The organism is Aeromonas sp. DNRA1 (assembly GCF_963888745.1).
In the GTDB taxonomy this organism is placed as follows: Bacteria; Pseudomonadota; Gammaproteobacteria; order Enterobacterales; family Aeromonadaceae; genus Aeromonas; species Aeromonas hydrophila.
This window is the reverse complement of the sequence record NZ_CAWPKQ010000002.1, coordinates 550,818-576,831: the sequence shown is the minus strand read 5'-3', so window position 1 is coordinate 576,831 and position 26,014 is coordinate 550,818. Positions and strand designations below refer to the sequence as shown.

At 63.2% G+C, this 26,014-nt stretch carries 19 protein-coding genes; 10 read left to right on the top strand and 9 right to left on the bottom strand.

The annotated features are described in order from the left end of the window. From AACQ43_RS08625 to AACQ43_RS08605, 5 genes are all read left to right on the top strand, one after another. Nucleotides 1–3,120, top strand: a complete 3,120-nt coding sequence (locus AACQ43_RS08625) for an efflux RND transporter permease subunit (protein WP_168966979.1) — start codon at nucleotides 1–3, stop codon at nucleotides 3,118–3,120. A 180-nt stretch (nucleotides 3,121–3,300) separates the two neighbouring features. Further along, nucleotides 3,301–3,738: a hypothetical protein gene (locus tag AACQ43_RS08620; protein WP_168966978.1), complete on the top strand. Its 438-nt coding sequence runs from the start codon at nucleotides 3,301–3,303 to the stop codon at nucleotides 3,736–3,738. A gap of 283 nt (nucleotides 3,739–4,021) precedes the next feature. Beyond that, nucleotides 4,022–5,554, top strand: coding sequence for an efflux RND transporter periplasmic adaptor subunit (locus AACQ43_RS08615; protein ID WP_168966977.1), 1,533 nt, complete (start codon nucleotides 4,022–4,024; stop codon nucleotides 5,552–5,554). Between the two features lie 73 nt (nucleotides 5,555–5,627). Beyond that, the gene (locus tag AACQ43_RS08610; RefSeq protein ID WP_168966976.1) at nucleotides 5,628–8,756 is read left to right on the top strand and encodes an efflux RND transporter permease subunit; all 3,129 of its coding nucleotides are present in this window, start codon (nucleotides 5,628–5,630) and stop codon (nucleotides 8,754–8,756) included. A 58-nt stretch (nucleotides 8,757–8,814) separates the two neighbouring features. Further along, nucleotides 8,815–9,177 carry a copper-binding protein gene (locus AACQ43_RS08605; protein WP_168966975.1) on the top strand — a complete coding sequence of 121 codons (363 nt, stop codon included), beginning with the start codon at nucleotides 8,815–8,817 and terminating at the stop codon, nucleotides 9,175–9,177. A 103-nt stretch (nucleotides 9,178–9,280) separates the two neighbouring features. On the opposite strand, the gene AACQ43_RS08600 is transcribed toward AACQ43_RS08605, so the two are convergent. From AACQ43_RS08600 to AACQ43_RS08590, 3 genes are all read right to left on the bottom strand, one after another. Beyond that, nucleotides 9,281–10,069, bottom strand: a complete 789-nt coding sequence (locus AACQ43_RS08600; protein ID WP_168966974.1) for a hypothetical protein — start codon at nucleotides 10,067–10,069, stop codon at nucleotides 9,281–9,283. Between the two features lie 227 nt (nucleotides 10,070–10,296). Next, nucleotides 10,297–11,991: a pyridoxal phosphate-dependent decarboxylase family protein gene (locus AACQ43_RS08595; protein ID WP_168966973.1), complete on the bottom strand. Its 1,695-nt coding sequence runs from the start codon at nucleotides 11,989–11,991 to the stop codon at nucleotides 10,297–10,299. 188 nt (nucleotides 11,992–12,179) lie between these two features. Continuing rightward, on the bottom strand, nucleotides 12,180–13,196 hold the full coding sequence (locus AACQ43_RS08590; protein ID WP_168966972.1) for a lipoate--protein ligase A: 1,017 nt from the start codon (nucleotides 13,194–13,196) through the stop codon (nucleotides 12,180–12,182). Between the two features lie 444 nt (nucleotides 13,197–13,640). Between AACQ43_RS08590 and AACQ43_RS08585 the strand changes: the two genes are divergently transcribed. Continuing rightward, nucleotides 13,641–16,070, top strand: a complete 2,430-nt coding sequence (locus AACQ43_RS08585) for a diguanylate cyclase domain-containing protein (RefSeq protein WP_168966971.1) — start codon at nucleotides 13,641–13,643, stop codon at nucleotides 16,068–16,070. Nucleotides 16,071–16,122: 52 nt separating this feature from the next. On the opposite strand, the gene AACQ43_RS08580 is transcribed toward AACQ43_RS08585, so the two are convergent. Genes AACQ43_RS08580 through AACQ43_RS08560 form a run of 5 tightly spaced genes read right to left on the bottom strand, consistent with a single transcriptional unit; the run spans nucleotide 16,123 to nucleotide 21,612 of the window. Further along, nucleotides 16,123–19,332: an efflux RND transporter permease subunit gene (locus AACQ43_RS08580; protein WP_168966970.1), complete on the bottom strand. Its 3,210-nt coding sequence runs from the start codon at nucleotides 19,330–19,332 to the stop codon at nucleotides 16,123–16,125. Further along, a complete protein-coding gene (locus AACQ43_RS08575; RefSeq protein WP_168967160.1) occupies nucleotides 19,325–20,359 on the bottom strand; it encodes an efflux RND transporter periplasmic adaptor subunit in 1,035 nt (344 codons plus the stop codon). Before AACQ43_RS08575 ends, AACQ43_RS08580 begins: the two co-directional genes overlap by 8 nt. 41 nt (nucleotides 20,360–20,400) lie before the next feature. Next, complete coding sequence (locus tag AACQ43_RS08570; protein ID WP_168966969.1) at nucleotides 20,401–20,871, bottom strand: YeeE/YedE family protein; 471 nt, start codon at nucleotides 20,869–20,871, stop codon at nucleotides 20,401–20,403. 13 nt (nucleotides 20,872–20,884) lie between these two features. Continuing rightward, on the bottom strand, nucleotides 20,885–21,298 hold the full coding sequence (locus AACQ43_RS08565; protein WP_168966968.1) for a YeeE/YedE family protein: 414 nt from the start codon (nucleotides 21,296–21,298) through the stop codon (nucleotides 20,885–20,887). Next, a complete protein-coding gene (locus AACQ43_RS08560; protein ID WP_120415175.1) occupies nucleotides 21,298–21,612 on the bottom strand; it encodes an ArsR/SmtB family transcription factor in 315 nt (104 codons plus the stop codon). Before AACQ43_RS08560 ends, AACQ43_RS08565 begins: the two co-directional genes overlap by 1 nt. A gap of 88 nt (nucleotides 21,613–21,700) precedes the next feature. Here AACQ43_RS08560 and AACQ43_RS08555 point away from each other — a divergent pair, with 88 nt between their 5' ends. From AACQ43_RS08555 to AACQ43_RS08540, 4 genes are all read left to right on the top strand, one after another. Then, the gene (locus AACQ43_RS08555) at nucleotides 21,701–21,886 is read left to right on the top strand and encodes a YgaP family membrane protein (RefSeq protein WP_168966967.1); all 186 of its coding nucleotides are present in this window, start codon (nucleotides 21,701–21,703) and stop codon (nucleotides 21,884–21,886) included. A 54-nt stretch (nucleotides 21,887–21,940) separates the two neighbouring features. Next, nucleotides 21,941–23,212 carry an NAD(P)/FAD-dependent oxidoreductase gene (locus AACQ43_RS08550; protein ID WP_168966966.1) on the top strand — a complete coding sequence of 424 codons (1,272 nt, stop codon included), beginning with the start codon at nucleotides 21,941–21,943 and terminating at the stop codon, nucleotides 23,210–23,212. 375 nt (nucleotides 23,213–23,587) lie between these two features. Then, nucleotides 23,588–23,962: a hypothetical protein gene (locus AACQ43_RS08545; protein ID WP_011706773.1), complete on the top strand. Its 375-nt coding sequence runs from the start codon at nucleotides 23,588–23,590 to the stop codon at nucleotides 23,960–23,962. A 202-nt stretch (nucleotides 23,963–24,164) separates the two neighbouring features. Continuing rightward, nucleotides 24,165–24,893 (top strand): MgtC/SapB family protein, encoded by a 729-nt coding sequence (locus AACQ43_RS08540; protein ID WP_024945078.1) that lies wholly within the window; start codon nucleotides 24,165–24,167, stop codon nucleotides 24,891–24,893. A 76-nt stretch (nucleotides 24,894–24,969) separates the two neighbouring features. On the opposite strand, the gene AACQ43_RS08535 is transcribed toward AACQ43_RS08540, so the two are convergent. Beyond that, nucleotides 24,970–25,995 carry a substrate-binding domain-containing protein gene (locus AACQ43_RS08535; RefSeq protein WP_168966965.1) on the bottom strand — a complete coding sequence of 342 codons (1,026 nt, stop codon included), beginning with the start codon at nucleotides 25,993–25,995 and terminating at the stop codon, nucleotides 24,970–24,972. Between the last annotated feature and the right edge of the window lie 19 nt (nucleotides 25,996–26,014).

The window sequence follows — 26,014 nt, the reverse complement described above, 5'->3', positions numbered from 1 at the left end:
ATGTTTTCCAAGTTCTTCATCGAACGCCCCATCTTCGCCAGCGTGATTTCGATCATCATAGTGCTGGGCGGGTTGGCGGCGATGCGATCGCTCCCCATCGAGCAGTACCCGCAGATCACCCCGCCGGTGGTGTCGGTCACCGCCTTCTATCCGGGCGCCACCCCCGAGGTGATCTCCCAGACGGTGGCTGCACCGCTCGAGCAGCAGATCAACGGCGTGGAGCGGATGCTCTACATGCAGTCGGGTTCGGCCTCAAACGGCCAGATGAACCTCAACGTCTACTTCGAGATCGGCACCGATCCGGATCAGGCCACCATCAACGTCAACAACCGGGTCTCGGCCGCCATGGCCCAGCTGCCGGAAGAGGTGAAGAAGCAGGGGGTCACGGTCAAGAAGAAATCGACCTCGATCCTGCAGGTGGTCACCCTACAATCGCCTAATGGCACCTTCGACACCACCTACCTGTCGAACTACGCCCTGCTCAACATCATCGACGAGCTCAAGCGGATTCCCGGGGTCGGCGACACCACCCTGTTCGGCGGCACCGACTACGCCATGCGCATCTGGCTCAGACCGGATCGACTGGCCCAGCTCGAGCTCACCCCGAGCGACGTGATCGGCGCCATCCGCGAGCAGAACACCCAGTTTGCGGCCGGCAAGATCGGCGCCCAGCCCACCACGGCCCCCATCGACTTCACCTACACGGTGCAGACCAAGGGACGGCTGGAGGATGTACGCGAGTTCCAGAACATCATCATCCGCTCCATGCCGGACGGCTCGAAGATCCGGGTCAAGGACGTGGCCAGGGTCGAGCTCGGTGGCAAGGACTACGACCTGCTGGCCAAGGCCAACGGCAAGCCGGCCATCGGTATCGCCACCTATCTGCAACCGGGCGCCAACGCCGTGGCAGTGGCCGATCAGGTGCACGCCACCATGCTGCGCCTCAAGGAGCGCTTCCCGCAGGACATCGAATACCAGATCCCCTACGACACCACCGAGTTCGTGAAGATCTCCATCGAGGAGGTGGTACACACCCTGTTCGAGGCGATCGTGCTGGTGTTCGTGGTGGTCTATCTGTTCCTGCAGAACTTCCGCGCTACCCTGATCCCCTGCATCGCGGTGCCGGTGTCGCTCATCGGCACCTTCGCCGGCATGCTGGTGCTGGGCTTCTCCATCAACCTGCTGACCCTGTTCGGCATGGTGCTCGCCATCGGTATCGTGGTGGATGACGCCATCGTGGTGCTGGAGAACGTCGAGCGGATTATGCAGGAGAAAAAGTGCTCGCCCAAAGAGGCGGCCATCCTCGCCATGCAGGAGGTCTCCGGCCCGGTGGTCGCCATCGTGCTGGTGCTGTGCGCCGTGTTCCTGCCAGTCGCCTTCATGGGCGGCATGACCGGGGTGATGTACAAGCAGTTCGCCATCACGGTGGCGGTGTCGGTAGCCATCTCCGGTCTGGTGGCGCTGACCCTGTCGCCGGCCCTCTGTGCCGTGTTGCTCAAAGAGGGCCACCACAAGCCGGCCCGCTTCTTCGTCTGGTTCAACAACGCCTTCGACGGCCTCACCCGCCGTTACGTGCGCGGGGTGGCCTTCCTCAACCGCCGGGTCGGGGTGGCGTTCACCATCATCGCCTTCATCCTGGTCTCCATCTACGGCCTGCTGATGAAGGTGCCAGGCGAGCTGGTGCCGAACGAAGATCAGGGCTACCTGCTCTCCGCCGTCATGCTGCCGGATGCGGCCTCCCTCACCCGCACCCAGGCGGTGGCGAACGACTTCGACCAGATGGCGATGGCCAACCCCAACGTCAAGGACGTCATCACCTTCTCGGGCTTTGACATCCTCTCCAACGCCATCATCAGCAACAGCGGCATTAGCTTCATCACCCTGAAGGACTGGAGCGAGCGGCAAGGTGCCGGGCAGGACTCCTTCTCCCTGGCCAAGACCTTCCAGGGCATGAGCCTGATGGGGCTGGCGGACGGCTTCGTCGCCTCCTTCAACCCGCCCCCCATCACCGGCATGTCCACCACCGGCGGGCTGGAGGCCTACCTGCAAAACCGCAGCACCGGCAATGCCCAGTCCTTCTCGGCCGAAGTGCAGCGCTTCCTCGAGGCGGCCAAGCAGCGCCCCGAGTTCGCTAGCGTGACCAGCACCTACCGCGCTAACGTGCCCCAGGTCTATCTCGATCTGGATCGCGAGAAGGCCAAGGCGCTGGGGCTGCCCATCAACGCCGTGTTCGACACCATGCAGGCCACCTTCGGCCAGGTCTATGTCAACGACTTCAACCAGTTCGGCCGTACCTACCGGGTGCAGTTGCAGTCAGAGGCGGACTACCGCGCCAAGAAGAGCGACATCCGCAACGTCTATGTGCGCTCCGACAAGGGGGAGATGATCCCGCTCAGCAGCCTGGTGACGGTGCGTGATGCCACCGGCCCCGAACTGGTGGAGCGCTTCAACATCTTCCAGGCGGCCAAGATCATGGCCCAGCCGGCGCCGGGCTATAGCTCCGGTCAAGCCATCGCCGCGCTGGAAGCCGTGGCCAACGAGTCCCTCGGCAACGACGCCAAGCTAGAGTGGACCGGCTCCGCCTATCAGGAGAAAGCGGCCGCCGGCAGTGCCGGCACCGCCTTCGGCTTCGGCATAGTGATGATCTTCCTCATCCTGGCCGCCCAGTACGAACGCTGGAGCCTGCCGTTTGCGGTGATCACCGCAGTGCCGTTCGCCCTGTTCGGCGCCCTGCTTGCCACCTGGCTGGTGGGTCTGACCAACAACGTCTACTTCCAGATAGGGTTGGTGACCCTGGTAGGTCTGGCGGCCAAGAACGCCATTCTGATCGTGGAGTTCGCGGTGATGAAGCACGAAGAGGGCATGAGCCTCATCGAGTCGGCGCTGGAGGCGGCGCGGCTGCGTTTTCGCCCCATCGTGATGACCTCCCTCGCCTTCATCCTTGGCTGTGTGCCGCTGGTCACCTCCAGCGGCGCCGGGGCGGCGAGCCGCCATGCCCTCGGCTGGCCGGTCATCGGCGGCATGCTGGCGGCGACCTTCATCGCCATCTTCTTCATCCCGCTGTTCTTCCGCCTCATCATGCGGCGCTCGGAACGCGCCGGCGGCAAACCCAAGTCGTAAGTCGTGAGTCACAGCCCCCGCCATGCGGGGGCTTTTTTTATCCGCCAGAGGGGACAACACCTCGCAGCCGGGCCCGAGCCGCGAGCGGGATCACGCGGCCGCCATCCCGCTGCCCACATACCTTGACCTTGCTCTCAAGGTAAGGTTTACAGTGCCCCCAGTCATTGTCAGGATTTTCCCATGCTCGTAGCGAGATTGCCCATCGAACGCATTGCCCGGCTGTTGCTGGGGCTAATGCTCGTCTGCAATCTCACCCTCTGCATCGGCTGGCACGGGGTGGATGCCCTCAACGCCGCCATGACTCACGGCAATCAGGCCATGAGCGACAACGCCATGCAGGGGCTCTCCTGCCACGGGGCAAGCCCGGATGCGGGAGCGCAAGATGCCGCCAGCCAGGAGTGCCAGATGCACGGCGGGCTCACCTCGACCGGTACTCCCGGCCTGCCGCTGCTGGCTGCCCTGCTGACCCTGCTCGCTCTGCCGCTGTTGCTGCTGCCCCTCGGGACGGCGAGCAGCGTGCTGGACAACTGGCTACGCGACCCCTTTTTGCGATCCCGCGGTACTCACCCTCCCTCCTGGCCGCGCCGACACCTGATGTTGTCGGTGCTGCGCCACTAGAAAGATCTTCTCTCGCGGCAACAGCAAGTCTCGGCTTGCCCGTTACCTACCGCCTTGCCTGACCCTGCGCCCCGGCCAAACAGACCTGCTCGCAGGGAGCCGTGCGCGCTGACACAGCTGCGCCCCGTTTGCCGCCTCGTGGTGATGCCCTGCCCGCGCACACCACCACACTGGCGGCCTGACAGAAGAGAAGAGATACCATGTCATTCCCCCCCGTTATCCGGTCTGCCTGCTCGCAGCCGTGCCCGCCGTCCCTTCGCCTCCCGCGCGCCGGAGGCTTGTCATGAACAAGACACTGTTGATGTCCGCCCTGCTGCTGGCCCTCGGCGCCGGTGGCGGCTACTGGGCCGCCAAGCAGACCACAACTGGCACTGCAGCCAAGGAGAAGACGCCGCTCTACTGGGTCAACCCCATGGATCCGCGCGACAAGCGCGATGCCCCCGCCAAGGACAACATGGGGATGGACTTCATCCCCGTCTATGAGGAAAAACAGGGCGGTTCGCCGGGCACCGTCACCATCAGCCCCGAGATCCAGCAGAACCTGGGGGTGCGGCTCGCCAAGGTGGAGAAGCTCCCCATCCACCAGCATATCGAGACGGTGGGCTACGTCGGCTATGACGAGGACAGGCTGGAAGCCGTCAACGCCCGCATGGCAGGCTGGATCCGCACCCTCGCAATCAAGAGCGAGGGGCAGCAGGTGAGCAAGGGGAGCCTGATTTACGAGCTCTACGCTCCGGACCTGGTCAATGCCCAGCACGAATACCTGCTCGCCCTCAACACAGCCAACCCCCTGCTGCTGCGCGCCGCCGAGGGCAAGCTCAAGTCCCTGCAGGTGCCGGCGGATCAGATTGCGGCCCTCAAGGGCAGCCGTCAGGTGCAGGAGACGGTGCGCATCTATGCCCCGAGCAGTGGTTATGTCTCCGAGCTGAAAGTGCGCGAGGGCCAGTATGTGGAGCCCGCCGCAGCGCTCTTTAACATCAGCACCCTCAAGCAGGTGTGGGTCAGTGCCGAGGTGTTCGAGCGTCAGGCGGCCCAGCTGAAGGTGGGGGATCCGGTCACCATGACCCTCGACTACGCCCCCGGTCGCAGTTGGCAAGGTAAGGTGGATTACCTCTACCCGACCCTGGATGCCGCCACCCGCACCCTCAAGGTTCGACTGCGCTTTGACAACCAGGACGAGTTTTTGAAACCCAATATGTTCGCCAAGGTGAGCATTCGCACCGGACAGGGCAAACCCCGGCTGGTGGTACCGAGCGAAGCGGTGATCCGCACCGGTAGCCAGGACAGGTTGGTATTGGCACTGGGGGATGGCAGCTTCAAGTCGGTGGCCGTCACCCTGGGCCCCCAGTTTGGCGACAAGGTTGCCATCAAGGCAGGGGTAGAGGCTGGGGATAACATCGTCAGCTCGGCCCAGTTCCTGCTCGACTCCGAGTCGGCCATCGATTCAGACTTCCAGCGCATGACGGCGGTGCGACCTGCCCAGGTGTGGACCCAGGGTGAGATTGAAAGCATCGATCTGGCCAACCGCACCCTGATGGTCTCCCACCAGCCCATCCCCGAATGGCAGTGGCCCGCCATGGAGATGGAGTTCAGCGTTGCCGAGGGGGTCGACATCAGCAAGCTGGCCGAGGGGCAGACCCTGCACCTGCAGGTAATGCAGGAGGGGGAGGAGTACCGCATCACCACCATCCATCAGGAGAAGGCACCAGCAACTGACGACACCGCCAAGCCTGCGGCAGATGAGATGGGCAAGATGGAAGGCATGGACCATAGCCAGCATCAGATGACGATGCCCGAGATGGAGAAGAAATCATGATCCCTTCCATCATTCGCTACGTTGCCAACAAACAGGCTCAGCTCTCTGCACAAAATGAGCAAGGAGCAAAACCATGATCCCCTCGATTATTCGCTGGTCAGTGGGCAACCGCTTTCTGGTGCTGCTGTTGACCCTCATGCTCACCGCCTGGGGGCTCTGGTCGGTCAAACAGACCCCGGTGGATGCCCTGCCAGATCTCTCCGACGTGCAGGTGATCATCAAGACGGCCTATCCGGGCCAGGCTCCGCAGGTGGTGGAGGATCAGGTGACCTACCCGCTCACCACCGCCATGCTGGCGGTGCCGGGGGCCACCACGGTGCGCGGCTACTCCTTCTTCGGCGACTCCTTCGTCTATGTGCTGTTTGACGACAACACCGACCTCTACTGGGCCCGCGCCCGGGTGCTGGAGTATTTGAGCCAGGTTGCGCCCAACCTGCCCGCCTCTGCCCGTCCCCAGCTCGGCCCCGATGCCACCGGGGTGGGCTGGGTCTACCAGTACGCGCTGGTGGACAGAACCGGCAAGCATGACCTCAGCCAGCTCACCTCCCTGCAAAACTGGTTCCTCAAGTACGAGTTGCAGACGGTGGAGGGGGTCTCCGAGGTCGCCACCGTAGGCGGCATGGTGCGCCAGTATCAGGTGCGGGTCGACCCGGACAAACTGCGCGCCTACGGCATCCCGCTCTCCCTTATCGAGACCGCCATCAAGCAGGGCAACCAGGAGACCGGCGCGTCCGTCATCGAGATGGCGGAAGCGGAGTACATGGTGCGCTCCAACGGCTACCTCAAGAGCGTCGAGGATCTGAAGCAGATCCCGCTAGGTACCACTGTGCGCGGCGCCCCGCTGCTGCTGGGCGATGTAGCGGACGTGGTCACCGGGCCCCAGAGCCGGCGTGGTCTGGCCGAGCTCAACGGTGAAGGAGAAGTGGTGGGCGGCATCATCGTCATGCGCTATGGCGAGAATGCCCAGCACACCATAGACGGGGTCAAGGCACGGCTAGCGGAGCTGAAGAGCAGCCTGCCAGAGGGGGTGGAGGTGGTCACCGTCTACGACCGCTCCGACCTTATCCAGCGCGCCATCGACAACCTCTCCGGCAAGCTGGTGGAGGAGTTTGCAGTGGTGGTGCTGGTCTGCCTCGCCTTCCTGTTCCACCTGCGCTCATCCCTGGTGGTGGTCATCTCCTTGCCCATCGCCATCCTGACCGCCTTTATCGTGATGCACCTGCAGGGGATCAACGCCAACATCATGTCGCTCGGCGGCATCGCCATCGCCATCGGTGCCATGGTGGATGGCGCCATCGTGATGATCGAGAACGTCCACAAGCACATGGAGCGGGAGGCGCTCACCGACAAGAACCGCTGGCGCATCATCACAGAGGCGAGCATAGAAGTGGGGCCCCCCATCTTCTTCTCCCTGCTGATCATCACCATCAGCTTCCTGCCGGTGTTCGCGCTGGAGGCGCAGGAGGGGCGGATGTTCCACCCGCTCGCCTACACCAAGACCTACGCCATGGCGGCCGCGGCCGGGCTCGCCATCACGCTGGTGCCGGTGATCATGGGCTACTTTATCCGTGGCAAGGTGCTGGCGGAGCAGGCCAACCCGCTGAACCGCTGGCTAAGCCAAGGCTATGTGCCACTGCTGAAAGCCGTCTTGGCTCGTCCGAAAACCACTCTGGCCATCGCCGCCGTGGTCACAGTGGCGGGATTCTGGCCGCTCAAGTACCTGGGCTCCGAGTTTATTCCGCCGCTGGACGAGGGGGACATCATGTATATGCCCACCACCGCGGCCAATATCTCGGTGGGCAAGGCGCGGGAGATTTTGCAGCAGACCGACAAGCTGATCCGTACCGTGCCCGAGGTGCAGAACGTGTTCGGCAAGGCAGGGCGCGCCGAATCGGCCACCGACCCCGCCGATCTGGTGATGATGGAGACCAGCATCCAGCTCAAGCCCCGCGACCAGTGGCGCCCCGGCATGACCCCGGAAAAGCTCAAAGAGGAGCTCGACTCCCTCATCCGCTTCCCCGGCCTCACCAACGCCTGGGTGCCCCCCATCAAGACCCGCATCGACATGCTGGCCACCGGCATCAAGACCCCGGTGGGCATCAAGATTGCGGGGCCGGACCTCAAGGTGATCCAGCAGCTCGGCCAGCAACTTGAGCAGATCGTCGGCAAGGTGGAGGGCGCCTCATCGGTCTACGCCGAGCGGGTGGCCGGTGGCCGCTACGTCAAGGTGGATATCGACCGGCTGAAAGCGGCCCGCTACGGCCTCAGCATTGCCGACGTACAGGCGGTGCTCGCCACCGCGGTGGGCGGCATGGAGGTGGGCCAGACCATCGAAGGGCGCGAGCGTTACCCCATCAACCTGCGCTACCCCCAAAGCTATCGCGATTCGATAGCCAGCCTGGAGCTGCTGCCGCTGGTGACCCCGAGCGGTGCCCGCATCGCCCTGGCGGACGTGGCCCGAGTCCATATCAGCGACGAGGCCCCCATGCTGCGCAGTGAAAACGCGCGCCTCAACGGCTGGGTCTACGTGGACATTCGCGGCCGCGATATCGGCTCCTTTGTGGCAGAGGCCAAGTCCGAGGTGGACAAGCAGCTGGTGCTGCCGGCGGGCTACGCCCTCACCTGGTCCGGTCAGTTCGAATACATGGAGCGGGCCAAGGCGCGCCTCGCCTACGTGGTGCCGCTCACGGTCGCCATTATCGTGCTGCTGCTCTATCTGGCGTTTCGCCGCTTCCAGGAGGTGCTGCTCATTCTCACCACCTTGCCGCTGGCGGTGGTGGGCGGGATCTGGACCCTCTGGCTGCTCGACTTCAACCTGTCAGTCGCCGTAGGGGTGGGCTTTATCGCCTTGGCGGGGGTGGCGGTGGAGACCGGCGTCTTGATGCTGGTCTACCTCAACCACGCCTGGGATGACCTGGTGGCCAGCGGCAAGCCGGACCAGGCGGGCCTGCACCGGGCGGTGATCCACGGCGCCGCCCTGCGCCTGCGCCCCAAGATGATGACGGTGGTGACCATCATCGCCGGCCTGCTGCCCATCATGTGGAGCCACGGCACCGGCTCCGAAGTGATGCAGCGCATCGCCGCCCCCATGATTGGCGGCATGGTGAGCGCGCTGGTGCTGACCCTGCTGGTGCTGCCTGCGGCCTACTACCTGTGGCGCAGCCGGCACCTGGGCGCGACCGAGCACCACCCCGCCGGCTAACCCGGTGGCAGCGCCCTTTTTGACAACCAAGAATCTAAATCAACGACGAGGAAACACCATGAACTACAAGACGCTGACCCTGACCCTGCTGCTTGGCCTTGCCACCCATACCGGCCTGCAGGCCGAGGAGATGATGAACCATGCCGGCCACGACATGGGCCAGATGAGCCAGATGGAAGGCATGAACGAGATGGGCGACATGATGATGACCAAGGGAGTCATCACTCGCATCGATACGGCCAACGGCAAGGTCGGCATCAAGCACGAGGCGATCGACAACCTCAAAATGCCCGCCATGACCATGGTGTTTCGGGTAGCCGAACCGGCTCTGCTCCAGGATCTGAAAGTGGGGGATGCGGTGCGCTTTCACGCCGAGAACCCGGCCGGCAAGCTCACCGTGACCGCCATCCAGAAACAGTAAGCAGGGTTATTTCAATAAAAGACGGCGGGATGATCCCGCCGTTTTCTTTTACTGCGCTATCTACGGCACCATCCGCTACTGCACCATCCGCCGAGCGGCGTCCTCAGCCGTTCGGATAAGCCTGAGCGATATTCACCTGAGCTATCCCGAGCAACTGAACAGACATGTCCTGCAATACATAGAGGTCGCGGCGACGGGTCCAGGGTTGATCGGATTGCTCGTCATACCAGACGGGCAGTTCGATCCCCTCCGGGGCATGGCTCGCCACCTTGCGGGCACGGCAGGTGATGATGCAGCGTTTGACGTGGTCGCGGTGACCGATGACGGCCGCCGTGCCGAGGGCGGCAGCCTCTCCACCGGCATAATCCCTGACGATGGCCTCCACCACTCCGTCCGTACTGAGGTAGACCAGCTTGCCTTCATTATCCCAGTAAGGCTCGATGGAGATGACATCCCGGGCCGGGATATCGGGATAGCGGGCCGAGTCGAGGTAGCGGGCGATCTCCCACTGCACGTACATGGGCACCGGCTTTTGCCGATAGAGGGCCGCGCAGCAGGCGGCCAGCGCCTCGTTCATGGGGCCGGGCTCGGCCAGTTCATCCGGGTTGCCCGAGGCGTTGGGGCGATTGCCAAAGGCAAAGGCGATGACGCAGTGGACCTGGTCGATGGCGACCCGTGACGGGGTCATGTTGAAGCAGGCCTCCTCGATGAAGGGGGCCAGCTGGCGGGCCGTCTGCTCGTCGTGCAGTTCGGCGCTCAGCCGGTCGGTCAGGGTGGTGCGAAAATCCGCCGCACTCCCCTGGCTGTCATTGCTGCTGTTGCAACCGGCGAGGGTAGCGATCAGGGGGGTACTCAACAGCCCCAGGGTCACTCTGCGTCTGTGCTTGTCCATAACGACTCCTTTGTTGATGTCCACGGCTAAAAATCAACCCGTTGGAGTCCATACCGTACGGAAAAAACAGGAGGATAAAAGTCAGAAAGGGAGACAGAGGGGAGGAACGTGCAGCGCCTCACACTTCCCGGGCCATTCGCAAGCAAGTCCTTTTGATTCAATTGCTTGGCGTATAAAAAAGCAGGGCGCAGGGGGAAACCCGCCTGCACCCCGTCACTGCTGCACCATCAACCGCGGATATGGTCGATAAAGGCGTCGATCTGTTCGCGGCCGCAGGCCGGGTTCATGAAGACCGCCTTCTCCCCGGCGATGTAGGAGTACTTGCCACGAGCGTCATAGTCGGAGTGAGCGATGGCCTCCACCCAGTTGGTGTAGAGCCCAACCTTGCCGCGCCCGGTAAACAGGCTGCGGTGGTAGTCGGTGTTGCGCTGCAAGCGCGCCTTGTAGGCCGCATCCGGGCTGCGCGCCAGCTCGAAGGCGAACTCGGCCTCGGGGTCCTGCACCCACTCGGGGTTGTAGATCTTGAAGCCCACGCTCGGCCCCTGGTTCTCCTGGGCCACCAGCTTGACGTTGCCGAGCTGGCTTAACCGGAAGCGGAAGTAGTTGGCGTTTTGCAGGCAGTGGGCCAGCACGGTGCGATAGCCCTCCACCCCCAGGTAGTTGAGCGCCGCATAGGCACCGAACAGGCCGCTCGCCCCGCGGGAGCACTCGATGGTGGACTGCAGGTGGGTCTGGCCCTGAATGTCCCGCTCAAAATAGGAGAAGTTCTCCGGGTCATTCTCCATCGCCTTGAGGTCATCCTGCTCCTTGATCATCACCAGGCTGGAGGTGTAGGGCACATAGCCCCACTTCTGGAAGTCGACGGTGAAGGAGTCGGCGTATTTGAGCTCGGCGAAGCGGCTCACGTTGCGCTCGATCCCCGCCAGGGTAGCGCTGTTGATGGCCAGCGGGTTGGCGGCAAAGTCGTAGTCCAGGAAGAAGATCATCGACCAGCCGATGGCGGCGTCGACGTGGATGTGCGGCTTGACCGACACCTCGAACCGCTCGCAGAGGCGATCCCGCAGCTCGACCACGGGTTTCACCTGGTCCACCCCGAAGGTGTCGGTGGTGCCCATGGTGAGCATAATGGTGGGCACCACGTGCTTGAGAGCGAAGCAGGCGGTCAGGGTGCGTTCCAGGTGGTCGAGATCGATGTCGTTGTTCTCGCCGACCTGGATGCGGATGGTCTTGTTCTCGATGTCGACACCGAGCAGGGAGAGGTTGGTGATGTTGGAGTAGTGGCCGCCCTGGGAGTTGATGATGCGGTAATCCTGATAGTGGCCGAGCCCCTTGTGCTTGGCCTGTGGCAGGCTCTTGCGGATGCCGAGCAGGTAGCCGTAGAGGTTACAGAAGGTCCCCCCCTGGGTGAAGATGCCGGTGGCACGGGCCGGATCGTAACCCGCCAGCAGTGCTATCTGGCGCACCACTTTCTTCTCCAGCTCCTCGGCCACCCCGGCATACTCGGAGTAGACCAGGTTGGGGTTGGCAAGGATCCCCATCTGGGCGCCGTAGATGGCGGGATCCGCCGACATGGTGATGACGTTCTCGACGCTGGAGGGGTTCTCCCAGTCTTTGGACAGTGCGCCGGCAAACAGCAGCTCGGCCATGGGCTCGCCCGGCGTGCGCATGGTGGCTGGCACCGGCATGGTCTCGCACAAATCGGCGAGGCGGGCGCGGCCATCGGGCCAGGCATTGAGCCGCGCCGCCGGGGCCAGGCCGCGGGCGCGAAACTCGTTGAGGGTGGCAAAACCGGGCTCGCGAAAGACCGGCCAGAGATCGGGGTTGCGCGAGAAGAAATTGGCTTTGACTGTGGCAAAACGACGTTTGAATTCGGGGTGGATGGCGTTGACGCCTTCATCTTTCAAATAGACCAAGTCACTCATTTTTATACCATTAGTACAGCAAATGTGCAGTCCTTATACGCCCGGGTCACCGTTTGAAACAGCGACAATATCTAATGGCCTCCCCTACTTTTTGTCATGCATGAGGGTGGACGGCGGCTGGCAAAAAGGCGCCTTTCGGGCGCCTCTTTTGATTTTGTGATCCACCCGCCCCATCGGCGAGAAAAACGTCAGCGCAGCGCCGCCAGCAACCAGCGAGAGAGCTCCTCCAGCTCGCTCTGGCGGGCCGCAAACTCGCTGCGCCACTGGCCCAGCAGGTCGTCGAGGGCATCGGCGCGGTAGGCCGTGCCGGGCAGCCGCGCGGCCAGCGCATCGAGCGGCGCCGGATCCAGGCTGTCGCTGAAGATCTGCGCCCGCCCTATCACCCCCTTCTCCACGTCGAAGTGCAGCTCCACCCCGCCCCAGCCGAAGCGCTCGTCCAGCTGATGGCTGAAGGCCGGCGCATGGCCGAAGTTCCACTCCCAGCTGCGCTGGCGGGTGAAGGTGTCGGCAAAGCCCGGCAGATCGGGCATCTGCTCAGGGGAGATATGCTCGGGCTGCACACGCTCGACATAGTGGCTGAAGAAGGCCTCCTGCAACGCCTCGCTCACCTGTTGGTGATCGATGCCCGGCAGCAGCTCGCAAAGGTTGGCCACCCGGCTGCGCACCGAGCTGATACCCTTGGCCGCCAGCTTCTTGGGGTCGGGATTGAGGTAGTTGGCGAGCCGGCCGAGGTCTGCGTCCAGCAGCAAGGTACCGTGGTGAAAACCGCGATCATGGGTCTCCCGATAGGCCGAGCCCGACACCTTGCGCTCACCGTCCGGGGTCGCCACCAGCAGATCGTTGCGCCCGGAGGCGAAAGCTTCGACCCCGAGCCGCTTGAGCGCGTCCAGCACGATGGCGGTGGAGATGCTCTTGTCGTACTCCGGCTTGCCCGCCATGAAGGTGAAGCAGCTGTTGCCAAGGTCGTGAAACACGGCGCCGCCGCCGCTGCTGCGCCTGGCCAGCGTCACCCCGTCCTCCTCCATGCGGCGGGTGTTGCACTCCTTCCAGGGGTTCTGGGCCCGGCCGATCACCACGGTATTGGCGTTGCGCCACAGGAACAGCACCCGCTGGTTCGGATCCATCTGACGGAAGATGCACTCCTCCACCGCCAGGTTGAACAGGGGGTCGTGAGAGTCGGACAGCAACAGACGCAATCGGGACATGAGAAGGCCTCATCGAGATGGAAGAGTCGCTATCATAGCACCGGGGTCGACAGGATCCGGCCCCCTTCTGCCTGTTTCGGCCCGTTACTGACTGATAACGCAACAATTGAAAATTCGACACAATCTGACAGCAACATGAATGTATCCGTTGATACGGCGACACAGGCTGACGCATTGCGCTGAAAATTAAGTAATCACTCACTGATATTGAGGTAAACGGCTGGCAAATACGATTAAAATGCGACCGTTTTTATTGGTCATATGGCTCCGTAATTATTCGCATAATTGCCAAAAATACCGAGCATGAAAGCCAAATGTGATGAGTGACACAGAAATCTTTTTTTCTGTCACGTATCCCCCATTCCAGCGCCCTTTCGCCCCCTTGCGGGCAACAAGGAATTGTTTGACTCTAGGACTGACCCCCGTCTCCCGAGAGGAATGAGTATGAGTGTCGTAAATTCCTCCCTTCATCGCCTGCTCCGGTATATGCCCATGCTTGGTTCAGCGATGTTTTGCACCCTTTTCTCCCTGCCATCCAAGGCGGTGGACAAGATAGTGGTGCAACTGCCCTGGCAACATCAGTTCCAGTTTGCCGGTTATTACGCGGCCCAGGCCAGAGGCTTCTATCGAGATGCCGGGCTGGATGTCACCTTGCGACCCGCCGTCACCGGCACCAATGTGGTCAACGAGGTGATGTCGGGCAATGCCCAGTACGGGGTCAGCGGCAGCGATCTGCTGCTGGCGCGCGCCAGTGGCCAGCAGGTCGTGGTGCTGGCCTCCATGCTGCAGCATTCCCCGCTGGTGCTGCTCACCCTGGAGCGGCCCGACATTCGCCAACCGGCGGATCTGGCGGGCAAACGGCTGATGCTGGAGCCCGGCTCCCAGGAGCTGCAGATCTACCTCAATCGCCATGCCCCGCCGGGCAGCTGGAGCACGCTGCCTTATGAACAGGGGCTGAAGGCGTTGCTCGCCGGTCAGGTGGATGCCATCAGTGCCTACAGCACCACAGAGCCCTTCTATCTGGCCAGGATGGGGATCCCCTACCGGGTGTTCTCCCCCCGCAGCATCGACTTCGATTTCTACGGTGACAACCTGTTCACCTCGGAACGCGAGCTGAACAACCGGCCGGAACGGGTCTACGCCTTTCAGCAGGCGAGCCTCAAGGGGTGGCGCTACGCCATGGAAAATCCGGCGGAGATGATCAACTGGATCATGGAGCAGTACCCGAGCGGTTATGGCCGCGAGCAATTGGAGTTCGAAGCCAGTGCCACCCGGGAGCTGATGCAGCCAGATCTGGTCGAGCCTGGCTACATGCAGCCCGAGCGCTGGCAGCAGATCGCCAAAAGCTACCTCGAGGCCGGCATGCTCTCGGCCCTGCCTGATCTGGAACACTTTCTCTACAACCCGGATCGGGAGCGGATCCGCCAGCAGCGCCAACTGCTCGACAAGAGCGTGGCGGTGGCCATGCTGGTGACCTTCTCCCTGCTGACCCTGCTCGGCATCTTCTGCTACCTCTACCTGCGCCTGCGACAGGAGGCGCGAGACCGCCAGCGACTCACCCGCGAGCTGGCCCAGAGCGAGCAGCACTACCGCTTCGTGGCGGAAAACAGCGCTGACGTCATCTGGACCATGGACACCGCCACCCTGCGCTTTCGCTACGTCAGCCCGGCCATTTTGCCGCTCAGCGGTTACGAGGCGATCGACGTGCTGAGCCTCCCCATCAGGCAGCTTATTCCGGAGACATCCAGAAAGCAGCTGCGCGCCGAGCTGAGCGGTTCCCTCGCCGCCTGGCAACGCGGCGACCACGAGCAGACCCGCTGCGTCATTCGTACCCAGCTGCGTCACAAAGAGGGGCATCTGGTGGCCACCGAAACGGTCACCACCCTGCACGGCAACGAGCAGGGGGAGCCGGAGGCGATTCTGGGGGTGACCCGTGACATCACGGAGCGGGCCGCCCGCGAGGAGATGATGCGCCGGCTCGCCTTCTACGATCCCCTCACCAACCTGCCCAACCGCCGGCTGCTGCAGCAACGCTTGAAAGAGGCCATGGAGGGCGAAGCGCAGCTGGCCCTGCTGTTCATCGACCTCGACCACTTCAAGCCGATCAACGACACCTTCGGCCACGAGACCGGCGACGTGCTGCTCAACATGGTGGCCGAACGGATGCGCCATTGCGTGCGGGAGCAGGATCTGGTGGCGCGGCTGGGAGGGGACGAATTCGTGATCCTGCTGCCCGACACAGGGGACGAGGCGCTAGCGGTGGCCGACCATCTGCACAAGAGCCTGCGCCATCCGTTTCGCATCGACGAGGAGCAGGAGCTGCGCATCTCCAGCAGCATAGGGGTGGCGCTCTATCCGGAGCACGGCACCGACCCCAAGACCCTGATGCACCACGCCGATCAGGCCATGTACCAGGCCAAGGGCAGAGGGCGGGGCCGGGTCTGTCTGTTCACCGCCGGACTGGATCCGGAGCAGGGCTCGCTGGTGTGGCAGAGCAGCCACGAATGCGGCCATCCCCGCATCGATGCCGAGCATCGTCAGCTGTTCGTGCTGACCAACCGGCTGCTGGAACACATGAAGGATCACCAGGAACACCCGGCCCTGTTCCTGGAGTGCATGGAGAGTCTGTTCGACGTGGCCCGCCACCACTTCGCCTTTGAAGAGCAGATGCTGGCCGAACTCGGCTATCCGGAGCTGGCCAGCCACCAGCAAGACCACCAGCTGTTGCTGCAAAAAGCCAGCCAGCTGATGACCGCCGCCAGGGCGGGCACCCTGGGCAACGACGAGTTGCTCAACTTCATCATTCAGGAGCTGGTTGTCGGCCACATGAGCCAGGCCGACCGGCGCTACTTCCCGCTGATGAAAGGACGCTGACCCAGCCACCTGAACGTGTGAAACGAGAAGGGCCACCGAGATGGCCCTTCTGTCATTGTGCGCCCGGTTCGTTTGCCGTGATCGCGACTTCACGGCGCGACATCAGGCTGTAGTAGAGCAACGGGATCACCACCAGAGTGAGCAAGGTGGAGACCAGGATCCCGAAGATCAGGCTGATGGCCAGCCCGTTGAAGATGGGATCATCGAGGATGAACAGGGCCCCGATCATCGCCGCCAGCGCCGTCAGCATGATGGGTTTGGCCCGCACCTGCGCCGCCGCAATCACCGCCTGCTCGAACGCCACGCCACTCGCCCGCTGCTGTTCGATAAAGTCCACCAGCAGGATGCTATTGCGCACTATGATCCCGGCCAGGGCGATCATCCCGATCATCGAGGTGGCGGTAAACTGGGCCCCCAGCAGGGCGTGGCCCGGCATCACCCCGATGAGGGTGAGCGGAATGGGCGCCATGATGATGAGCGGCACCAGATAGGAGCGGAACTGGGCCACCACCAGCAGGTAGATGAGGATCATCCCCACCCCGTAGGCAATCCCCATGTCGCGGAAGGTCTCGTAGGTTATCTTCCACTCCCCGTCCCACAACAGCGCCACCTCCCCAAGCTTGCCGGGCTGCTGCACGTAATACTGTGGCAGCGAGATGTCGGCACCGGCGGCAAACATGCCATAGAGCGGGCTGTCGGTATGGCCGCCCATGTCGGCCACCACCATCACCATGGGCTGCATGTTCTTGTGCATGATATAGCTGGGTGCCACCTCATCGCGGCGACTCACCAGCTCGGAGACCCGCACCAGCTGGCCGCTCAGGCTGCGCACCTTGAGGGCCAGCACACCCGCTAGATCCCGTTTGTCACCGGGGGCCAGCTCGATGCGGATCGGCACCGGATACTTGGCGCCATGCCCCTGCAGCCAGCTGGCATCCTGATAACCCCCCCCGCCATTGAGGGTGTTCACCAGATCGCCGAGATCGACCCCGAGCAGGGCCGCCTTGCTGCGATCCACCACCAGCCGCCACTTGGGCTGCGGGTCGGTCAGATAGATATCCACGTCCACCAGATCCAGCGTCGCCACAAAACGGGCCTGTACGGCGCGCGCGGCCGCTTCGCGAGCGGCCGGTGTCGGGCCATACACCTCGGCGACGATGGGGGACCAGACCGGCGGGCCGGGCGGCACCTCCACCACTTTCAGGTTGCCCCCCACCGCGCTGGCGATGGCCTGCAGCGGTGCCCGTACCGACTGGGCAATCTGGTGGCTGCTGCGATGGCGCTCATGCTTGTCCACCAGATTGACCTGAATATCCCCCACGTTGGCACCGCTGCGAATGAAGTAGTGGCGCACCAGCCCGTTGAAGTTGATAGGGGCGGCGGTGCCGGTGTAAATCTGGTAATCCTTCACCTCGGGCACCTTGGCAAGCTCCCGCCCGACCGCCAGCAGGGTGCGCTCGGTCTGCTCAAGCGTGGCCCCCTCCGGCATATCGAGCACCAGCTGGAATTCCGACTTGTTGTCGAAGGGGAGCATCTTGAGCACCACCCACTGCACCATGGGCATGGTGGCGGCTCCCGCTACCAACAGCAGGATGGCCAGCCAGAGCTTGTGTCTCGCTCTCCTGGCGCCAGCGCCCATCAGGAAAGGGGTCATCAACCGCTGGAAGAGGCCGGCCTTGGCCTCGCCGTCGGTACCGTGCACCGAATCCTTGAGCAAATGGCTCGCCAGCCAGGGGGAGAAGATAAAGGCAACCAGCAGGGAGATAAGCATCCCCATGCTGGCATTGATGGGGATGGGGCTCATGTAGGGGCCCATCAGGCCGCTGACAAAGGCCATCGGCAGCAGTGCCGCGATGACGGTCAGGGTCGCCAGTATGGTCGGCCCCCCCACCTCGTCCACCGCCCCCGGAATAAGATCCTTGAGTGCCCCCTTGCCCAAACCTCGATGGCGGTGGATGTTCTCCACCACGACGATGGCGTCATCCACCAAGATGCCGATGGAGAAGATCAGCGCAAACAGCGATACCCGGTTGAGGGTAAAGCCCCATGACCAAGAGGCGAACAGGGTCAGCGCCAGGGTGATGACGATGGCCACCCCCACCACCAGCGCCTCGCGCCACCCCATGCTCACCAGCACCAGCACCACCACCGCCGTGGTGGCAAAAATCAGCTTGCCGATGAGGGTATTGGATTTGGTCTCGGCGGTGACGCCGTAGTCCCGGGTCACCGTCACCTCGACCCCGGCCGGGATAAGCCGGTTCTGCAAACTCTCGACCCGCGCCTCCACCCGCTTGGCCACCTCGACCGCGTTCTGACCCGGCTGCTTGCCGATGGCCAGCGTCACCGCCGGATAACTGCGATCCCCCAGCCCCATCCAACTGCGCTTGGTCGGGGTCTCCTGACCCAGAGAGACCCTGGCCACCTCCCCCAGATAGACCGGCTTGCCATCGTGCAGACCTACAACCAGCTCGCGGGCCTCCTGCTCGCTTTGCAGGAACTGCCCCACCTGTACCTTGATCTCCCGGTTATCTTGCTCGATGGCCTGTGTCGGGCCCACCTGATTGGCGGTCGCCAGTCGCTGGCTCAGCTCGCCCCAGCTGATGCCGTGGGCGCTGAGGGCTGCCGGATCCGGCATCACCCGCAACACGGCGCTCTGGCCGCCCAGCGTGTAGATATCGCGGGTACCGGGAATGCGCTTGAGTTCGGTCTCCAGCTCATGGGCAACCCGGGTCAACTCGGGTGCCCCCGGCTGCTTGCTCCCCTCTTTGCTCCAATCTTTGCTCCATAAGGTCAAACTGACGATGGGGACATCGTCGATCCCCCGGGGTTTCACCAGCGGCTGGCCGACCCCGATCCCCTGTGGCAACCAGTCACGATTGGAGTCGAGCTGGTTGTTGAGATCGACGATGGCCTGCTCGCGGCTCACCCCCACCTTGAACACCACCACCAACAGGGCGCCATCAGGGCGAGAGAAAGAGTAGAGGGTATCTATCCCCTTTATCTGGGAGACCACCTGCTCGGCAGGGGTGGTGACGAGAGACTCCACCTCTGCCGGCGTGGCGCCCGGGAAAGGGATATAGACATCGGCGAAGGTGACATCGATCTGCGGCTCCTCCTCCTTGGGGGTCACCAGCACAGCAAACAGGCCGAGCAAGAGCCCCACCAGCGCCAGCAGCGGGGTAATGGCCGAGTCCTGAAACAGCGCAGCCAGCCGACCGGCAGGCCCCAGCCTCTCCTTGTTGCCGTTCAGCTCGCTACTCATGGGCCACCTCCTGCTGCTGCGCCCAGCCATCGGGGGCCAGCTTGTCACCGGCTTGCAGCCCGGCCAGGATCTCGCACTGCCCTTCAAAGCAATGGCCTACCCGCACCGGCGTCAGGGCCCAGCCAGCGGGCTGCTGCAGATAGACGCCGTTGAACTCCCCTTGCCGCAGCAGAGCGTGATCCGGCACTTGCAGCACCTGACGTTCACCCTGCTTGAGCTGCACCTTGAGCCACATGCCGGGCAATACCCCGGTAGTTTGCGACGGCAAGTCGAGGCGCAGCCTGAAGGCGTGGCTCTGGCTGTCGGCATAGTTGAAGCGGGTCAATTTGACCGGGATAACGGCCCTGCCATCCGGCAGCAGCACCTGCACATCAGCAGGCGACCGAGCGAGCGTCAGGGCGGATTGAGGCAACTCCACCTCCACCCGCAGTGTGTCTAGAGAGAAGCCGGAGAGCAGCGGGGTACCGGGGGCGACAGTCTCCCCCAACTCCACCAGCCGTTTGGTCACTACCCCGGCGTAGGGAGCCAGAATACGGGTATAACCGTAAGCCTCGCGGGCCTGAGTGAGGGCCGCATCGGCCGCATTCACCTCGGCGCGGGCGGCGCGATCGGTCGCCTGGGCATTGTCGAGCTGGGCGCGGGTGATCACCCCTTTGGCGATCAGCGCCTGAAAGCGGGCGAGCTGGCGCTCGGCTTCCACTTGCTGGGCCTGCGCCCGCGCCAGCCGTGCCTGCGCCCCCGTGACGGCGGCAAACTGCTCCTTGCCGCTGATCTCCAGCAGCGGTTGCCCCGCCTGCACCTGATCGTTCACATCCACCAGCATGCGGGAGACCCGGCCACTGGTCTGGGCCGCCACCGTCCCCTGATGGATGGCACTGACGGTGCCATCCAGCGTCAGCCAGTCAGTCACCGGCAGTGGCGCCACTGTCAGCAAGGGCTCTGGCTCCCCTTCCGCGGCCAGGGCGGATGTCATGGTCTGCGATGTCATCACCATCAAGGTGATCCCCAGCAACCGGATCTTTTCCATCATTACTCTCCTTCCCTGGCATCATCAGTCACTTCACGGGATCAGGCGGTATGGGACTGGCGCACCTTATCCTTTCCCCGAGCTGGCGCCTTGGTCAGCACCCTGGCCAGCCCTCTGTCAAACAGCAAGATCCCGGCCACCATGGCCGCGATAAACAACATTATCATGGGCTGCCCGCTGGAAATGAGACTCAGAGCAGGCCCAGGACAGATGCCCACCAATCCCCAGCCGATACCAAACAGCGCAGCCCCGCCAATCAGGCGACGATCCAGCACGGGAGCGGGAACCCGGGCCATTGTTTCCCCCAGCAGGCTCAGGGGGCGGGGTTTCACCAGCAGAAAATATCCCGGCATAAAGACCAGCAGGGCCCCCCCCATCACGAAGGCGAGGCTGGGATCCCAGGCCCCGGCAAGATCGAGAAAACCGGTGACCCGGGCGGGATCCACCATGCCGGAGATGGCCATCCCCAGCCCGAACAACACCCCCGCAAACAAACTTGTCAGCAACTTCATGGCAATGAGCCCCTTACAGCAGATGATGAGTGACGAAGACGGTCATAAAGCCTGCCGCCATAAAGGTGAGGGTGGCGACAATGGAGCGCAGGGAGAGCCGCCCCATGCCACAGATGCCGTGGCCGCTGGTACAGCCATTGCCAAGACGGGTACCGATGCCGACCAGCAAACCGGCCAGCAGCACCACTGGCCAACCGGGCAAGGTGGTAAATGCGGGCATGGTGGCCCAACCCAGAGTCAGCGCCAGCCAGGCCCCCGCCCCGAGCCCCAGCAGAAACAGCACACGCCACGGCGCGCGGTGTTGCAAGGCACCGGCCAGAATGCCGCTGATCCCGGCCACCCGGCCGTTGAACAACATCAGGATCAGGGCCGCGAGCCCCGCCAGCATGCCGCCGCCCAGAGAGAGCAGCCATTGGCTTTCCATCATCAAGATTCCTTATTTTCTGAGTGACAAAAGTGGGTTTGCAGCGCCGCCAGCACATCGGCGGCGGCCTCGCTCACCAACGAGTAGTAGATCTGCTGGGAGACCTTGCGCGAGCGGATAAGGCCGTAGCGCTTCAACACCGACAATTGCTGGGAGAAGGCCGACTGGCCGAGTTGGCTGTGAGCCAGCAACTCCCCGACTCCCTTCTCCCCCTCCACCAGCTGGCAGAGCACCATCAGGCGTTCGGGATGAGCCAACGCCTTGAGCAGGGAGGCGGCGGCTGTCGCATGTCTGTTCATCTCGTCGAATTGGCTCATAAGAGTAAATTAGCAATTGCTGATATTTGTTCTATTGTATAAAACAACACTAAATTAGCAATACCTAAAGTAAGCAAGGAGAAAGAGCATGACGGTAGATAACGGAGTCAGAATCGTCGCGGGTTGCATGTTGCTGCTCTCGCTGATCCTTACCACCTGGGTTCATCCGGGCTTTGTCTGGTTGAGTGCCTTTGTCGGGGTCAACCTGATCCAGAGCGCGTTCACCGGTTTCTGTCCGGCCGCGATAATCCTCAAACGGATAGGGTTTAAATAACCGGGTCGGATGACCCAGCTCACATGAGCGTGTAATAAACGCAGGAGGCTGAACATGGCAACGGTCATCGTCATCGGCGCGGGTCTGGGGGGCATGTCTGCCGCCTACGAACTCAAGGCCGAACTCGGCAAGCAGCATGAGGTGATCCTCATCAACGACAAGCCGGACTTTGAATTCACCCCCTCCAACCCCTGGATTGCCGTCCAGTGGCGGGAGCGCAAGGAGACCTCGATCCCCATCGAACCCTATGTGAAGAAGAAGGGGATCCGCTTTATCCATGCCGCCCTGACCGAGCTGCAACCGGCGGCGCAGCAGCTCACCCTCTCCGATGGTCAGACCCTGCGTTACGACTTTCTGGCGATCTGCACCGGCCCGGCCCTCGCCTTTGACGAGGTAGCAGGGGCCGGCCCCGAATCCGGTGGCACCACCAGCGTCTGTACCCTCTCCCACGCCGAAGAGTGCCGTCACAGCGTCAGCGCGCTGGTCGACGAGCCAGGCCCGGTGATTGTCGGCTCCATGCCGGGAGCCTCCTGCTTCGGACCCGCCTACGAGTACGCGTTCATCCTCGATCGCCACCTGCGCGACAAGAAGGTGAGAAAAAATGTGCCCATGACCTTTGTCACCAGCGAGCCCTATATCGGCCATCTGGGTCTCAATGGCGTGGGCGACTCCAAGGGGATGCTGGAGAGTGAACTGCGGATGCGCGACGTGCAGTGGATCTGCAATGCCCGTACCGTGGCGACCCAGAATGGTCAGATGACGGTAGAGGAGCTGGATGAAGACGGCAACGTCAAACGCACCCACACCCTGCCCTACAAACATGCCATGATGCTGCCCGCCTTTGTCGGCATTGCGCCACTGCGAGGCATCGCGGGACTGGTCAACCCCCGCGGCTTTGTCATCGTCGACGAGCACCAGCGCAACCCCACCTTCCCGCAGATCTATGCCGCCGGGGTCTGCATCGCCATTGCGCCCCAGCACAAGACGCCGGTGCCGACCGGCGTACCCAAGACCGGCTACATGATTGAGGCGATGGTGCGCACCCTGAGCCACAACATCAAGGCGGAGCTCAATGGCCAGCCGCCGGTGACCAAGGCGGTGTGGAATGCCATCTGTCTGGCGGACATGGGGGACACCGGCGCCGCCTTCGTCGCCATGCCGCAGATCCCGCCGCGCAACGTTGCCTGGTTCAAGAAAGGGAAGTGGGTCCATCTGGCCAAAATCGCCTTCGAGAAGTACTTCCTGCACAAGATGCAGGTGGGTGATACCGAGCCCATCTACGAAAAACTGATGCTCAAATACCTCGGTATCGACAAGACCGAATGACCCCGCAGACCCGGCACTCGCCGGGTCTGCTTTTGGTCATGCGGCACAGCAAAACTGGGCTTTCGATTATGTTTCAAGATGTTGCTGCGGGCGGCACGGGGTTTACCCAGGCTGCCACCTAGGCTATCATTCGAGCCTCTTATCAATAGCGGAGACCATCAGTGGGCAACTCATCAAGTGACAGTTGTAGACCGACTCTCGTCGTCGGTACCCGGGTCGCGAGCTAGCCGCAGGTCTTCCTCTGCCGCATGCTCGCAGCCTTGCGAGAAGCGGAAATCCACTCCCCTCTTCTCTTTTTTACACTTGACGTCAGGTGACCTGGCTTTGCCATGACACCTTGCCTGCATAGTTTCTGCTTCCCACAAGGAGGCTGCTATGCGTTTTATTTCAACTCTGTCCGTATCCAACCGGACTCACCCCCTGCTGAGCAGACTGGGCCGCGGCTTGCTGCCGCTCTGGCTGCGTGGTAAACCGCGCCAGCACCACTACCGGCTGCAGATCCGTTGCGAGGATCGGGCCGACATGGAGCAGGTGCTGGATCTGGTGAACCACACCCTGCAGCCGGCGGGCCTGCAACCCCTGCAGTCCCTGCGACCCGGTCGCAGCGGCGGGCGGGAGCTGGTGCTCAACCTGCACTGCACCCCGCCCCAGCGTCGCTATCTGGTGCAGTTCGTGCATCAGGTGGGGGTACATCACCCGGTTCGCTGGGAGCTACATCCCCGCCGCGACCCCGAACTCGTGCTCAATTGATCGTGCACGACTGATATCCGGGGCCAGCCATGCTGGCCCCTTTCAATCCGTTTCACCGCCCTGCCCGCCATCCTGGATGGACGGGCCGGGCGCCTCGTGCGTGTTTTTCGTCAATTCATGGCCTGCACGCACGGGGCAGTTGGCGGGGAACCATCCCCTCGCCCGCCTTCAGAAAGGCCATCTGCAACAGAAGGAGTACGCCATGAGAATGTGGCAGCAATTCGACATGATCTCTCTGCTCGACACCCTGGCCAGCCTGCTGCTGGCCTTCGTGCTGGGCAGCCTGGTAGGGCTGGAGCGCCAGTACCGCCAGCGCACCGCGGGCCTGCGCACCAACGTGCTGGTGGCGGTGGGCGCGGCCCTGTTCGTCAACCTGGCCCAGCGCATCTATGACCTGCACGGCGGCACCTATGGGGTGGTGCACGTGGTGGCCTACATCGTCTCCGGTATCGGCTTTCTCGGCGCCGGCGTCATCATGCGTGAATCCGGCAACATCCGCGGCATCAACACCGCGGCCACCCTGTGGGGCGTGGCGGCGGTCGGCGCCGCCAGCGGGGCCGGGCTGGCCATGGAGGCGATCCTCGGCGCCCTGTTCGTGCTGGCCGCCAACACCCTGCTGCGCCCGCTGGTCAACCAGATCAACCGCCGTCCGGTGGACAACACCGACACCGAGGTGACCTACCGGGTGACCGCCCTCACCCAGCGCGAGTACCAGAAGGAGGTGCTGCACTGGCTGGAAGAGATGCTGGAGCAGGCCAACTACCCGTTGAGCGAGCTCGACATCGAGCCCTTCGGCGAGCGGGATCTGGAAATTTCGGCGGTGCTGCTGGCCACCTCCATCGATGGCGACGAGCTCGACGCCCTGATGGTGAAGCTCGGCATCCACCCCCACATCAAGCAGGTGTTCTGGCGCGCCAGTACCACCGACTGACACCAGACTCCGCCATTGAAAATGCAAAAGCCCCGCCATTGCCGGCGGGGCTTTTGCTTTTCAGGAGGCGGGGAAATCAGGCGCCCCGGGCAGCCCGCTGACTGCGCCAGCGGATGCGCGGATTGATCACCTGGGCGGTCTGGGGCGGCGGGTTGCCCGCGATAAGCTTTTGCATCAGCTCGAAGGTCGCCCGGGCCAGGGCCGGACAATCCTGGGCCACCGAGTCGATGCGCATGGGGATGCAGTCGAGCAGGTCGTGATCGTCGAAGGTGCACAGCCGCATGCCCGTCTCCATCAGCCCCGCCTCGTTGAGGTAGCGCAGCACCCCCTCCAGCAGGGTGAAGGAGGCAGTGAAGAGCCCCTTGGGCGGCGAGCCGAGCTCGGCCACCAGCTCGGCCATCAACTGATAGCCCGAGCTTGGCTGGTAGTCGCGGTGGCGCACCCGGGCCGGGTCCGCCTCCAGACCGGCGCGGTGCAGCCCCAGCTCGTAGCCTGCCAGCCGGTGACGGCTGGGGGAGAGATCCAGCAAGCCGCCGAAGTAGTAGATCTCCTCGCCGCACTGGCCGGCCATCTCCTGCACCAGCTCGGCGGTGGCCTTGCAGGCATCGGAGATCACCATGGGCAGGCGCGATTCGCCGATGTGTCGGTCGAGCTGCACCACCGGCAGGCGGTCGTGAATGCGGGCATAGATATCGTCGCTATGGCCACTGGAGGCGACAATCAGCCCGTCCACCTGGCGGCTGATGAGGTTGTCCACCACCCGCTGTTCCAGAGTGGGATCATCCTCGGAGCAGGCGATGAGCAGCTGGATGCCCGCCTCCCGGCAGTGGGCCTCGAGGGCGCGGGCGATGCTGGCAAAACCGAAGTTGGTGAGATCGGGGATCACCAGCCCCCAGGTGTAACTGCGGGTCTCGCGCAGGGCGCGGGCATGGAAGCTCGGCTGGTAGTGGCACTCGTCCGCCACCGCCTGGATCCGCTTGCGGGTGTCGTCGGCGATGCGGTACTCCGCACTCTTGCCGTTGAGCACCAGACTGGCGGTCGCCTTGGACACCCCCGCCAACTCGGCTATCTGGGCAATCGTGATCCGTTTCTTCTTCTCCACCTGGCCTCCCGGCAAACTG

What these genes read in the sequence shown, in the direction of transcription:
- AACQ43_RS08595 (WP_168966973.1), bottom strand. Translation starts at nt 11,991, where the DNA reads ATGAGTGACTTGGTCTATTTGAAAGATGAAGGCGTCAACGCCATCCAC.
- AACQ43_RS08625 (WP_168966979.1), top strand. Translation starts at nt 1, where the DNA reads ATGTTTTCCAAGTTCTTCATCGAACGCCCCATCTTCGCCAGCGTGATT.
- AACQ43_RS08575 (WP_168967160.1), bottom strand. Translation starts at nt 20,359, where the DNA reads ATGGAAAAGATCCGGTTGCTGGGGATCACCTTGATGGTGATGACATCG.
- AACQ43_RS08585 (WP_168966971.1), top strand. Translation starts at nt 13,641, where the DNA reads ATGAGTGTCGTAAATTCCTCCCTTCATCGCCTGCTCCGGTATATGCCC.
- AACQ43_RS08600 (WP_168966974.1), bottom strand. Translation starts at nt 10,069, where the DNA reads ATGGACAAGCACAGACGCAGAGTGACCCTGGGGCTGTTGAGTACCCCC.
- AACQ43_RS08605 (WP_168966975.1), top strand. Translation starts at nt 8,815, where the DNA reads ATGAACTACAAGACGCTGACCCTGACCCTGCTGCTTGGCCTTGCCACC.
- AACQ43_RS08550 (WP_168966966.1), top strand. Translation starts at nt 21,941, where the DNA reads ATGGCAACGGTCATCGTCATCGGCGCGGGTCTGGGGGGCATGTCTGCC.
- AACQ43_RS08555 (WP_168966967.1), top strand. Translation starts at nt 21,701, where the DNA reads ATGACGGTAGATAACGGAGTCAGAATCGTCGCGGGTTGCATGTTGCTG.
- AACQ43_RS08615 (WP_168966977.1), top strand. Translation starts at nt 4,022, where the DNA reads ATGAACAAGACACTGTTGATGTCCGCCCTGCTGCTGGCCCTCGGCGCC.
- AACQ43_RS08560 (WP_120415175.1), bottom strand. Translation starts at nt 21,612, where the DNA reads ATGAGCCAATTCGACGAGATGAACAGACATGCGACAGCCGCCGCCTCC.
- AACQ43_RS08570 (WP_168966969.1), bottom strand. Translation starts at nt 20,871, where the DNA reads ATGAAGTTGCTGACAAGTTTGTTTGCGGGGGTGTTGTTCGGGCTGGGG.
- AACQ43_RS08610 (WP_168966976.1), top strand. Translation starts at nt 5,628, where the DNA reads ATGATCCCCTCGATTATTCGCTGGTCAGTGGGCAACCGCTTTCTGGTG.
- AACQ43_RS08540 (WP_024945078.1), top strand. Translation starts at nt 24,165, where the DNA reads ATGAGAATGTGGCAGCAATTCGACATGATCTCTCTGCTCGACACCCTG.
- AACQ43_RS08580 (WP_168966970.1), bottom strand. Translation starts at nt 19,332, where the DNA reads ATGAGTAGCGAGCTGAACGGCAACAAGGAGAGGCTGGGGCCTGCCGGT.
- AACQ43_RS08565 (WP_168966968.1), bottom strand. Translation starts at nt 21,298, where the DNA reads ATGATGGAAAGCCAATGGCTGCTCTCTCTGGGCGGCGGCATGCTGGCG.
- AACQ43_RS08590 (WP_168966972.1), bottom strand. Translation starts at nt 13,196, where the DNA reads ATGTCCCGATTGCGTCTGTTGCTGTCCGACTCTCACGACCCCCTGTTC.
- AACQ43_RS08620 (WP_168966978.1), top strand. Translation starts at nt 3,301, where the DNA reads ATGCTCGTAGCGAGATTGCCCATCGAACGCATTGCCCGGCTGTTGCTG.
- AACQ43_RS08545 (WP_011706773.1), top strand. Translation starts at nt 23,588, where the DNA reads ATGCGTTTTATTTCAACTCTGTCCGTATCCAACCGGACTCACCCCCTG.